The sequence below is a fragment of the Mesorhizobium loti genome, assembly GCF_003148495.1.
Taxonomy (GTDB): Bacteria; Pseudomonadota; Alphaproteobacteria; order Rhizobiales; family Rhizobiaceae; genus Mesorhizobium; species Mesorhizobium loti.
In genome coordinates, this window is record NZ_QGGH01000003.1 from 441074 (window position 1) to 453232 (window position 12159).

The window sequence follows — 12159 nt, forward strand, 5'->3', positions numbered from 1 at the left end:
CATGGCCGTCACCGTATCTCCCGAGAGCGACATCGTCGCCACCCCTATCCAACGGGCCCTCAAGGAAGCGTTCTATGCCGGCGCCATTTCGCTTGGCCTGTTCGTGCTGTTCATCGGCCTGAAGACCGGCCAGAACATCTCCAATGAATTGGTCGTGACGACGCGCTGGGGCCTGCTCGCCGCGGTGGTGATCGCCACGGCTGTCGGGCGCTTCCTCTATGTCGCCTACGGCCAGCCCTTCATGGCCAGCCAGAAGATAACCAACGTTGCCACCGGCCTATTGCCGGCCAGCGTGGCGTCACGGTTCTTCCAGCTGCCGTGGTTCATCGCGGCCGTTGTCGCGGCGGTGCTGCTGTTCGTGTTGAACAACTCTCTCGCCGGATGGGTGGGAGCAGAGCCAGCCGGCTATCTGCAATTCCTGCGCGCCCTGGCGATCATCTATGTGCTGGCTTGCGTGATCTACTACTTCCGCGCCTTCATCCATGCCAACTTCACCAAATTGGGCGTCACAGCGCTGGTGCTATACCCGATCCTCGTGGTCGCGGTGCTGTCGCTGAACGCCTGGTCGATCGCCAGCGGGCTGCAGGGTTCGCTGAAATGGGTCGACAATTTCGGCATCCAGATCCTGATCTATGTGATGCTGGCCTGGGGCCTGAACATCGTCGTCGGCCTCGCCGGCCTGCTCGACCTCGGCTATGTCGCCTTTTATGCACTTGGCGCCTATGCCTATGCGCTTCTCGCCACGCACTTTGGTCTGTCGTTCTGGATCCTGTTGCCGGCCGCCGGCGCCATGGCCGCCCTCTGGGGGGTGCTGCTTGGCTTCCCGGTGCTGCGCCTGCGCGGCGACTATCTGGCGATCGTGACGCTGGCTTTCGGCGAGATCATCCGCCTGGTCCTCATCAACTGGCGCGAGGTCACCAACGGATCGGCCGGCATTTCCGGCATTCCCAAGGTCAGCTTCTTCGGACTGATGTCGTTCAACGTGTCAGACCCGAACTACATCGCCAAGGTGCTGCACATCGCCCAGTCGGGCGCCTACTACAAGATTTTCCTCTATTATCTGATCCTAGGCCTGTGCCTGCTCACCGCCTTCGTCACCATCAGGCTGCGGCGTCTGCCGGTCGGCCGTGCCTGGGAAGCGTTGCGTGAGGATGAGATCGCCTGCCGGTCGCTGGGCATCAATACGACGACGACCAAGCTCACGGCTTTTGCCACAGGCGCCATGTTCGGCGGCTTCGCCGGCTCTTTCTTTGCCGCGCGGCAAGGCTTCGTCAGCCCGGAATCCTTCGTCTTCCTGGAATCGGCCATCATCCTGGCGATCGTCGTGCTCGGCGGCATGGGTTCGCTGGTCGGTATCGCCGTTGCCGCGATGGTGATGATCGGCGGCACCGAGGCGCTGCGCGAACTCGACTTCCTCAAGCAGATCTTTGGGCCAGACTTCACGCCGGAACTCTACCGCATGCTTCTGTTCGGCATGGCCATGGTAATCGTCATGCTGTGGAAGCCGCGCGGCTTCGTCGGCAGTCGTGAACCGACCGCCTTTCTCAAGGAACGAAGGGCTGTCTCAGGTTCCTTCACCAAGGAGGGCCACGGCTGATGAATGCGAGCACACCCATGAGCGAGGCCATCCTGCAGGTCGATCATCTGTCGATGAAGTTCGGCGGCCTGGTGGCCATCGGCGACCTGTCCTTCGCCGCCAGGCGCGGCGAGATCACCGCGCTGATCGGCCCCAACGGTGCCGGCAAGACCACCGTGTTCAACTGCATCACCGGCTTCTACAAGCCGTCGGAAGGCATGATCACGCTCAACCGGAACGACGGTACGAGCTATTTGCTCGAACGTCTGCCCAACCATGAGATCCCGGCGCGCGCCAAGGTAGCGCGCACCTTCCAGAACATTCGCCTGTTCTCGGGCATGACGCTGCTGGAGAACCTGCTGGTTGCCCAGCACAACAAGTTGATGAAGGCATCGGGCTATACGATCCTGGGCCTGTTCGGCTTCAGCGGTTACCGCAAGGCCTCGGCCGAATCGGTAGAGCTTGCCAAGCACTGGCTGGAGAAGGCCGACCTCGTCGATCGAGCCGACGATCCGGCCGGCGATCTGCCCTATGGCGCGCAGCGGCGTCTCGAGATCGCCCGCGCCATGTGCACGGGGCCGGAGCTTCTGTGCCTCGACGAGCCGGCGGCCGGCCTCAACCCGAAGGAATCGGCGGCGCTCAACGAACTGCTGATCGATATCAAGAAGACATCAGGCACCTCGATCCTGTTGATCGAGCATGACATGTCGGTGGTCATGCAGATCTCCGACCATGTCGTGGTGCTGGAATATGGCCGCAAGATCTCCGACGGCAGTCCGCAATCGGTACGCACCGACCCGCGCGTCATCGCCGCCTATCTTGGCGTCGACGACGAGGAAGTCGAGGCGGTCCTTACCGAAGTCGGCGACGAAGACGTCATCGAACAGCTCGATACGGGGCCAGATGCCGCGCATGGTCCGGGGACGTCGTCTTCGTATCTCGCCGGGCCTGTGACCGACACGGTCGGTCACAGTTCAGGCGAGCGGGTTACGGTGGCGAGGGGTGCGTCAAAGGCCGGTCAGGTCGACGCGAGATCGCTCGCCGCAGCAAACAAGGCTACCTCGCTGGCGGCCGAGAAGTCTGCTCCGGCGGCGAAGGCAAAGCCTGCTCCGAAAGCGGCGTCAAAGGCCACCACCGGGACGGCGGCGAAGTCGACTGCGCCGGCCAAGCCGGCAGCCAAGGCCCCTGTGGCGAAGGCCCCTGCGGCGACGGCTGGCGGAATCTCCAACCGTCTGGCGGCGCCTCGCGGCGGCAAGGCTGACAACCTGACCCGCATCAAGGGTATCGGTACGGTCAACGAGAAGAAGCTTAACGATCACGGCATCTTCCACTTCGACCAGATTGGCGCCTGGAAAAAGGCCGACGTCGAGGCCGCCGAAGCCTATCTCGCCTTTGACGGACGCATCGCGCGCGAGGAATGGGTCAAGCAGGCCAAGCTGCTCGGTCAGGGCAAGGACACGGAATTCTCGCGCCGGGTCGATGCGGGCAAAGTGGCGACCAGCCATACTTCCGGAAAGACTGCAAATGCGGCTTCGGGAAAGACTGCTGCCGCCAAGCCTGTGGCGGGCAAGCGTGGAGGGGGCAAGTGATGGCCGCGACAACGCTGCTCGATATCAAGGGCGTGCAGACCTACTACGGCAACATCCGGGCGTTGAACGGTGTCGATGTCACGGTCAAGCAGGGTGAGATCGTGGCGCTGATCGGCGCCAATGGCGCCGGCAAGTCGACGCTGATGATGACCATTTTCGGCGCGCCGCGCGCTCGAGCCGGCACCATCACCTTTGCCGGCACCGACATCACCCAGATGCCGACGCACGAGATCGCCCGCATGCGCATTGCCCAGTCGCCTGAGGGCCGGCGCATCTTTCCGCGCATGACGGTGATGGAAAACCTGCAGATGGGCGCCAGCCTCGACAATCTCAAGCACTATGACGAGGACGTCGAGAAGGTGTTCACGCTGTTTCCGCGGCTGAAGGAGCGTATCGCCCAGCGCGGCGGCACGCTGTCGGGCGGCGAGCAGCAGATGCTGTCGATCGGACGTGCGCTGATGGCGCGGCCGAAGCTGCTTTTGCTCGACGAACCGTCGCTGGGTCTGGCGCCGCTGATCGTCAAGCAGATCTTCGACGCCATCCGCGAACTGAACCGCACGCAGGGGCTGACCGTGTTCCTGGTCGAGCAGAACGCCTTCGGCGCGCTCAAGCTCGCCACGCGCGGCTATGTCATGGTCAACGGCAATGTGACGATGAGCGGCACCGGCAAGGAGCTGCTCGCCAATCCGGAAGTGCGCGCCGCCTATCTTGAAGGCGGACATCACTGAGTTTGGAGCGGAATGTGTGCATGCGGTATTCCGTTCCAAGTTGTTTGTTTGTCGCATGATCTTTGTCCGAAAAGTCTGCAACTTTTCGGGATCATGCTAAGGAGACTTCACCATGCAGGGCATTCTCTACGAGGAGCCGTCGATCTGGCAGTTCTTCTTCGTCACCTGTCTGCTCGGCGGCTGGGCGGCCTGGATGACCGGCAAGGCCAGCGCCCAGACATGGCGCAGCTTCATCCACCTGTTCGCCTACATGCTGGGTCTCGGCATCGGCATCCGCTTCATCCATCACGCGCTGTTCGGCGGCACGATGTTCTCGCTGCACTACTACATCGTCGACACCATCGTGCTGATGATCCTCGGCTTCATCGGCTATCAATACACGCGCACCAACCAGATGGTGACACAGTATAATTGGCTCTACGAAAGAGCTTCAATCTTGAGCTGGAAACCGAAAGGTTGACGTTCATCATTAACGCCGCCTCGGAATTGAATCGGCGTGACAAGTGCCTGAAAATCGGCAAACTATGCTTTCTGCGATAAGGGTGGGCATCGCATGAAAGCTTCATCCACGCCCACTCCGTAAATGGGAGCGTTTAAATGAAAAAGTCACTTTTGTCCGCCGTCGCCCTGACCGCGCTTGTCGCGTTCGGTGGCGCCGCGTGGGCTGACGTCATGGTCGGCGTTGCCGGCCCGATCACCGGTCCGAACGCCGCCTTCGGCGCACAGCTTCAGAAGGGTGCGGAAGCGGCTGTCGCCGACATCAATGCCAAGGGCGGCATCAACGGCGAGCAGATCAAGCTCGAAGTCGGCGACGACGTCTCCGATCCGAAGCAGGGCATCTCGGTCGCCAACAAGTTCGTCGGCGACGGCGTCAAGTTCGTGGTCGGCCACTTCAACTCGGGCGTCTCGATCCCGGCATCGGAAGTCTATGCGGAAAACGGCATCGTCGAAGTGACGCCGGCCGCGACCAACCCTCAGTTCACCGAACGTGGCCTGTGGAACGTGTTCCGCACCTGCGGACGCGATGACCAGCAGGGCAGCATCGCCGGCGCTTATCTCGCCGCGAACTTCAAGGACGCCAAGATCGCCGTCGTTCACGACAAGACCACCTACGGCCAGGGCCTTGCCGACGAGACCAAGAAGGCGATGAACGCCAAGGGCCTGACGGAAGTCATGTATGAAGGCATCAATGTCGGCGACAAGGACTTCTCGGCACTGATCGCCAAGATGAAGGAAGCCGGCGTTACCATCATCTATTGGGGCGGCCTGCACACCGAAGCCGGCCTGATCATTCGTCAGGCGGCCGACCAGGGCCTCAAGGCGACGCTGGTTTCCGGCGACGGCATCGTGTCGAACGAGCTGGCTTCGATCGCGGGCGACGCGGTTGCGGGCACGCTCAACACGTTCGGCCCGGATCCGCGCCTGATCCCCGCCAACAAGGAACTCGTCGAGAAGTTCCGCGCGCAGGGCTTCGAGCCGGAAGCCTATACGCTCTACGCTTACGCCGCCGTGCAGGCGATCTCGGAAGCAGCGACCGCTGCCAAGTCGAACGACCCGCAGGCAGTTGCCAAGGCGCTGCATGAAAACGGCCCCTTCAAGACCGTGCTCGGCGACCTGTCCTATGACGCCAAGGGCGACCCGACGCTGCCCGGCTACGTCATCTACGAATGGAAGAAGGGCGACGACGGCAAGTACACCTACATCCAGAAGATGTAAGCTCGTCAGTCTCCAGATTTTACAGATGCCCGGCGCCTCGCGCCGGGCATTTTTCTTTTGAGCCGCGTTTGCTTCCGCAGGAGCGGGCGATCGATACAGCCAGGCCTTTAGCCGGGGAATGATCGTGCGTTGACCGCAATGCCAGCGTTTCTCTTTGCGCGTCGGGATGAATGCGAAGGGGTTTGGCGCAAAGATTCTATTTCAATCGGTTTAAACGCGCGTCAATTTTGTTTGCACTGCAGCATTTTCACGCTAATCATTGCGCCGATTTCTCTTCCTTCCGTTGCTGGAGCCCAGTCCTTGGCCATCACGAAGATCCTCGTCGCCAACCGGTCCGAAATCGCCATTCGCGTCTTTCGCGCGGCCAACGAACTCGGCCTCAAAACCGTGGCGATCTGGGCAGAGGAGGACAAGTATTCCCTGCACCGCTTCAAGGCCGACGAGAGCTACCAGGTCGGACGCGGGCCGCATCTGACCCGGGACATGGGACCGATCGAAAGCTATCTGTCGATCGAGGAGGTGATCCGAGTCGCCAGGCTTTCGGGCGCCGATGCCATTCATCCCGGCTACGGGTTGTTGTCGGAAAGCCCCGAATTCGCCGACGCCTGTGCCGAGGCCGGCATCACCTTCATCGGGCCGAAGCCGGACACGATGCGGCGGCTCGGCAACAAGGTCGCCGCGCGCAATCTCGCCATCGAAGTCGGCGTGCCGGTGATCCCCGCCACCGATCCGTTGCCGGACGACATGGATGCGGTCAAGAAACTGGCCGAGGAGATCGGCTATCCGGTGATGTTGAAGGCATCATGGGGCGGCGGCGGCCGCGGCATGCGCGCCATCCGCGCCGAAGCCGACCTTGCCCGTGAAGTCACGGAAGGCAAGCGCGAGGCGAAAGCCGCTTTCGGCAAGGACGAGGTCTATCTCGAAAAGCTGATCGAGCGCGCCCGCCATGTCGAGGTGCAGGTGCTTGGCGACACGCATGGCAACGCCGTGCACCTGTTCGAGCGCGACTGCTCGATCCAGCGCCGCAACCAGAAGGTCGTCGAGCGGGCGCCGGCGCCCTATCTCGAAATGTCGCAGCGCGAGGAGCTCTGCGGCCATGCGCTGAAGATCGCCCGCGAGACCAGCTATATCGGCGCCGGCACGGTCGAGTTCCTGCAGGACGCAGACACCGGCAAATTCTACTTCATCGAGGTCAACCCGCGCATCCAGGTCGAGCACACCGTCACCGAGCAGGTGACCGGCATCGACATCGTCAAGGCGCAGATACATATCCTCGACGGCTTTGCCATCGGCACGCCGGAATCGGGCGTGCCGGCACAGAAGGACATAAGGCTGAACGGCCACGCCTTGCAGTGCCGCATCACCACCGAAGATCCTGAGCACAATTTCATCCCGGATTACGGCCGCATCACCGCCTATCGCGGCGCCACCGGTTTCGGCATCCGCCTCGACGGCGGCACCGCCTATTCGGGCGCGGTCATCACCCGCTTCTACGATCCGCTGCTGGAGAAGGTGACGGCATGGGCGCCGACGCCGGCCGAGACCATCGCCCGCATGAACCGGGCGTTGCGCGAATTCCGCATCCGCGGCGTCGCCACCAATTTGACCTTCCTCGAAGCGATCATCAACCATCCGAGCTTCGCAGACAATTCCTACACGACCAAGTTCATCGACACGACGCCGGAGCTGTTCCAGCAGGTCAAGCGGCAGGACCGTGCGACCAAGCTCATCAACTACCTGGCCGACGTGTCGGTCAACGGTCATCCCGAGACGCGCGGCCGGCCGCAGCCGAAGGCCGATGCGGCCGCACCCGTGGTGCCCTACCTCAACGGCAATGTGCCCGGCGGAAGCAAGCAGAAGCTCGATGTGCTCGGACCGGAGAAATTCGCCGCCTGGATGCGCGATCAGAAAGAGGTGCTGGTCACCGACACGACGATGCGCGACGGCCATCAATCGCTGCTGGCGACGCGCATGCGCACGCATGACATTGCCGGCATCGCCGGCACCTATGCGCGTGCCCTGCCGCAGCTTCTGTCGCTCGAATGCTGGGGCGGCGCCACCTTCGACGTCGCCATGCGCTTCCTCACCGAGGATCCATGGGAGCGGCTGTCGCTGGTGCGCGAGGCCGCGCCCAATCTCCTGCTGCAGATGCTGCTGCGCGGCGCCAACGGTGTCGGCTACACCAACTATCCCGACAATGTCGTGCAGCATTTCGTCAAGCAGGCAGCTGCCGGCGGCATCGACCTGTTCCGGGTGTTCGACTGCCTGAACTGGGTCGAGAACATGCGCGTCGCCATGGATGCGGTCGGCGCCGAGGGCAAGCTGATCGAGGCGGCGATCTGCTACACCGGCGATATCCTCGATCCGGCGCGGGCGAAGTACGACCTCAAATACTATGTCGGCCTGGCCAGGGAATTGCAGGCGGCCGGCGCCCACATCATCGCCGTCAAGGACATGGCCGGGCTGTTGAAGCCAGCGGCGGCACGCGTGCTGTTCAAGGCGCTGCGCGAAGCGACCGACCTGCCGATCCATTTCCACACCCACGACACGTCAGGCCTGTCGGCGGCGACGGTGCTGGCGGCGGTCGACAGTGGCGTCGATGCCATCGACGCGGCGATGGATTCGCTGTCGGGCAACACCTCGCAGCCATGTCTCGGCTCTATCGTCGAGGCACTGAAGGGCACCGAACGCGACCCGGGCCTCGACCCGCAATGGATCCGCAACATCTCGTTTTACTGGGAGGCGGTGCGCAACCAGTACGCCGCCTTCGAAAGCGACCTCAAGGGGCCCGCGTCGGAAGTCTATCTGCACGAAATGCCGGGCGGGCAGTTCACCAACCTCAAGGAGCAGGCGCGTTCGCTCGGGCTGGAAACGCGCTGGCACGAAGTGGCGCAGACCTATCACGACGTCAACCTGATGTTCGGCGACATCGTCAAGGTGACGCCGTCGTCCAAGGTCGTCGGTGACATGGCGTTGATGATGGTCAGCCAGGACCTGACCGTCGCCGATGTCGAAAATCCCGACAGGGATATCGCCTTCCCGGACTCGGTCGTCTCGATGCTGCGCGGCGATCTCGGCCAGTCGCCAGGCGGTTGGCCGGCGGCGCTGCAGAAGAAGGCGCTGAAGGGCGACAAGCCGATCACGGTGCGGCCCGGTTCGCTGCTCAAGCCGGCCGACCTCAAGGCCAGCCGCAAGGAGATCGAGGAGAAGCTCGAGCGCAAGCTTTCGGAGTTCGAATTCGCCTCGTGGCTAATGTATCCGAAGGTGTTCACGGATTTCGCCGGCGCGCAGGAGACCTACGGGCCGGTCAGCGTCCTGCCGACGCCGACCTATTTCTACGGTATGAGGCCGGAAGACGAGATCTTCGTCGACATCGAGAAGGGCAAGACGCTGGTGGTGCGCTGCCTTGCAATCGGCGATGTCGATGAGAAGGGCATGGTCACCGTGTTCTTCGAGCTCAATGGCCAGCCGCGCCGCGTGAAAGTGCCCGACAGGGCGCATGGCGCGTCCGCCGCCAAGGCCCGCCGCAAGGCCGAGCCTGGCAACGAGGCGCATGTCGGCGCACCCATGCCGGGCGTCGTCTCGGCGCTTTCAGTGGCTGCCGGCCAGGCTGTGAAGGCCGGCGACGTGCTGCTTTCCATCGAAGCGATGAAGATGGAGACGGCGCTGCATGCCGAGCGCGACGGCACGGTCGCCGAGGTGCTGGTCAAGGCCGGCGACCAGATCGATGCCAAGGATTTGTTGATCGCCTTCAGCTAGGGCATGTCGATATTCAGGTGAGGCCGGCCTGCGAATAGCGGCTTCCTGCGCTTCCGGTGCTCACGTACTTTAAGTACGCTCCGCTCCGGTTCTCGGAAGCCACCATTCTCGGCTCGGCCTGACCTGAATCTCGACATGCCCAGGTCCATGTCGGCGAGATGGCTGTCGGCTTCTGTCGGCAGCCCTTGGCTAGCTGTTCGATAACGGCTTGACCCGCCGCCCCCGGTCGGGCATCGAGCCCGCTCAATTCGCCGCTGCATGCATTCCGAGTCGCGGCGCAGAACCGATTTTTTTGGAGAAAAACATGGCCGACGATATCACCGAGACCAGCCAGACTGTTGCCGCCGGCCAGCTGCGTGCCTTCATCGAGCGCATAGAGCGGCTCGAGGAAGAGAAGAAGACCATTTCCGACGATATCAAGGAAGTGTTCGCCGAGGCCAAGGGCACCGGCTTCGACACCAAGGCGATGCGCACGATCATCCGGCTGCGCAAGAAGGACCAGGCCGAGCGGCAGGAAGAGGAAACCATCCTCGATCTGTACAAGGCCGCACTCGGCATGGTGTAAGACTAGCCGGCCCCGGCACCGACGCGGTTGCCGGAGATACGGTTTGAGCCATGAGCGAATTCGACTTCGGTGCCCGTCGCGCCTCTGAGTTCCGCCAGCGCGGCTTCTGGACGCTGTTCGCTGAGCGGCATTCGGAAGAAAGGGCTCTGATGGCGAGGCGCGGACCCTGGTTCTGGCAGCGCGGGCTGCCCGACTTCGCATTGGTCCTTTCCATGTATGTCGCGCCGGCGCAGAACCATGTCGGCGTCTTCTTTGGCCGCAACGAGAAGTTCGGCGCCACGCAAGCCTGGTCGCGGTTGAAACCGTTCCAACCGGCGATCGAAGCCAGGCTGGAGCTCAGGCCCGAACAGAGTTGCGAGGGCCTCGGCATCAATTCGATGTGGCGGGTGAACTGTTATGCCGAGGACAATTGGCCAGCGATGACCGACTGGCTGGTGACCGAATGCTCGCGCATCGAACGTGCGGTGACCGAGGTTCTTGGCAATGCCGGCGACGGCGGTTCGTGAATCCGATGGCCTGCCGCTCTATCTCTTTGTTTTGACACAATTCCCAAGGGAAAGCGCTATGCGCTTCTCCCGGGAAGACCGCTTCACACTTTTCCTGGAATTGCTCTAATTTGGCTTCTGGGTGTCCCGGCCGATCTCGTCCAGATGGTGCTGCAGCGTCAGTTGGTCGAGCGTGTCCACCGGCAGATTGACGAACAGCGAGATGCGATTGTTGAGCATGCGATAGGCATCGGCGAAGGCGAGATGCATTTCGGCGTCGGTGCCGTGGGCCTTGGCCGGGTCCGGTATCGCCCACAGTGCCGTCATCGGATGGCCTGGCCATATGGGACAGGCCTCGTTCGCGGTGTTGTCGCAGACGGTGAAGACGAAGTTCATTTGCGGCGCATCGGCCGCGGCGAATTCGTCCCAGCTTTTCGAGCGGGCGAAGCCAGTGTCGAAGTTGAGAGTTTCCAGCAGTTGAAGTGCGTGGGGATTGACAGTGCCCTTCGGCTGCGAACCAGCGGAAAAGGCCTTGAACTTGCCGGCGCCGATCCGGTTGAGGATCGCTTCCCCCATAATGGATCGCGCCGAATTGGCGTTGCACAGAAACAGCACATTGTAGAAATTGTCGCTCATCTCAAGACCTCCCTGGCAGGCGACTGGATGATTGGGCGACAAATTCCATCGGGACGTCGCCGCTTGGCAAAGTGTATCGACAAGGGCGGCGTAGAAAGGTTTCGCGACCGTTTGATGACAACGGGTCGGATCATCTGGCGATACAGGTCCATCATCGCCTGGCGTTGAGAGTTTGCTGCGTTTGAAATCTCTGCGGCAGCCGAGGAGAAGGTCGCGTCGATGAGTGTTTCAAAACGTCCCGAAGACGAAAGCGACACCGCAAGCCGGAGCTTTTTTCGCGCGCGCTGGCAAGGCCTGGTGCCGCTCGACCGGCTGTTCTGGCGCGACCTTGTTCTTGTCGGCACGGCGTTCAACGTCGCATCTTTGGTGGCCGCGATCATCCTGCTCGGACTGAAGCTGCCGCTCGCGGTGGTTCTGGCGGTGCATTTCGCGCCGGTGCCCTACAACATCTTTCTGACCTTTGCCGTATGGCGAACCACGGAAAAGGTCAGTGGCGCCAAGGCCTCGCTGATGACGCTCGGCGCCACATTATGGCTAATCCTGACGGTCGTGGTCTGACAGCGCGGACACGGGTGCCCATCGCGTTCGCCGGGTTTCCCGCCTGGGCAATGAAAAGGGCAGCCGCAGCTGCCCTTTTCATTCATTCAATCGAATTTTGGCTCAAGCCGCCGGCTCGAATTTCAGTGCCACGCCGTTGATGCAATAGCGCAGGCCGGTCGGCGGCGGGCCGTCCTCGAAGACGTGGCCGAGATGGCTGCCGCAGCGGGCGCAATGGCATTCGGTGCGGACCATGCCGTAGCTGCGGTCGACGGTGTTTTCGACCGAACCCGGCACCGGATCGTTGAAGCTCGGCCAGCCGGTACCGCTCTCGAACTTCAGCTTGGATTCAAACAAGGGCTGGTCGCAGCCGACGCAGGAAAATGTGCCGGCGCGCTTCTCGTAGAGCAAAGCGCAGCTTCCCGGCCGCTCGGTGCCGTGGCCACGCATGACCGCATATTGCTCCGGCGTCAGCCGGGCGCGCCATTCGGCGTCGGTGCGGGTTACGGGGTAGGTGTGGGTGTCCATTTGATCTCCTCAGCCTTGCCGGCTCGTTGTTGATTGCAAC

General features: G+C 62.4%; 11 protein-coding genes. 9 read left to right on the forward strand and 2 right to left on the reverse strand.

Annotation, left to right across the window (positions count from 1 at the left end; all coding sequences use genetic code 11):
- Position 1 precedes the first annotated feature (1 nt).
- The 8 genes from livM (at position 2) to C8D77_RS15680 (ending at position 10439) form a co-directional block, all read left to right on the forward strand.
- Positions 2-1597 (forward strand): high-affinity branched-chain amino acid ABC transporter permease LivM, encoded by a 1596-nt coding sequence (gene livM, locus C8D77_RS15645; protein ID WP_109664591.1) that lies wholly within the window; start codon positions 2-4, stop codon positions 1595-1597.
- On the forward strand, positions 1597-3165 hold the full coding sequence (locus C8D77_RS15650; protein ID WP_109664595.1) for an ATP-binding cassette domain-containing protein: 1569 nt from the start codon (positions 1597-1599) through the stop codon (positions 3163-3165). The genes livM and C8D77_RS15650 overlap by 1 nt, the downstream gene beginning before the upstream one ends.
- A complete protein-coding gene (locus tag C8D77_RS15655; protein ID WP_109664599.1) occupies positions 3165-3893 on the forward strand; it encodes an ABC transporter ATP-binding protein in 729 nt (242 codons plus the stop codon). Before C8D77_RS15650 ends, C8D77_RS15655 begins: the two co-directional genes overlap by 1 nt.
- A 112-nt stretch (positions 3894-4005) precedes the next feature.
- Complete coding sequence (locus C8D77_RS15660) at positions 4006-4353, forward strand: DUF6867 family protein (protein ID WP_109664604.1); 348 nt, start codon at positions 4006-4008, stop codon at positions 4351-4353.
- Between the two features lie 137 nt (positions 4354-4490).
- Entirely contained in the window at positions 4491-5609 is a 1119-nt protein-coding gene (locus C8D77_RS15665; protein WP_109664608.1) for a branched-chain amino acid ABC transporter substrate-binding protein, read from the forward strand.
- 300 nt (positions 5610-5909) lie between these two features.
- Complete coding sequence (pyc, locus tag C8D77_RS15670) at positions 5910-9368, forward strand: pyruvate carboxylase (protein ID WP_109664613.1); 3459 nt, start codon at positions 5910-5912, stop codon at positions 9366-9368.
- A gap of 304 nt (positions 9369-9672) precedes the next feature.
- A complete protein-coding gene (locus C8D77_RS15675; RefSeq protein WP_027027312.1) occupies positions 9673-9933 on the forward strand; it encodes a DUF2312 domain-containing protein in 261 nt (86 codons plus the stop codon).
- Positions 9934-9983: 50 nt separating this feature from the next.
- The gene (locus C8D77_RS15680; RefSeq protein WP_109664618.1) at positions 9984-10439 is read left to right on the forward strand and encodes a hypothetical protein; all 456 of its coding nucleotides are present in this window, start codon (positions 9984-9986) and stop codon (positions 10437-10439) included.
- A 105-nt stretch (positions 10440-10544) separates the two neighbouring features.
- On the opposite strand, the gene C8D77_RS15685 is transcribed toward C8D77_RS15680, so the two are convergent.
- Complete coding sequence (locus C8D77_RS15685; protein ID WP_109664621.1) at positions 10545-11054, reverse strand: arsenate reductase ArsC; 510 nt, start codon at positions 11052-11054, stop codon at positions 10545-10547.
- A gap of 219 nt (positions 11055-11273) precedes the next feature.
- On the opposite strand from C8D77_RS15685, the gene C8D77_RS15690 reads away from it, so the two are divergent.
- A complete protein-coding gene (locus C8D77_RS15690; RefSeq protein ID WP_109664626.1) occupies positions 11274-11612 on the forward strand; it encodes a hypothetical protein in 339 nt (112 codons plus the stop codon).
- Positions 11613-11714: 102 nt separating this feature from the next.
- Here the strand turns inward: C8D77_RS15690 and msrB are convergent, their stop codons facing one another.
- Positions 11715-12119 carry a peptide-methionine (R)-S-oxide reductase MsrB gene (gene msrB, locus C8D77_RS15695; protein WP_013529102.1) on the reverse strand — a complete coding sequence of 135 codons (405 nt, stop codon included), beginning with the start codon at positions 12117-12119 and terminating at the stop codon, positions 11715-11717.
- Between the last annotated feature and the right edge of the window lie 40 nt (positions 12120-12159).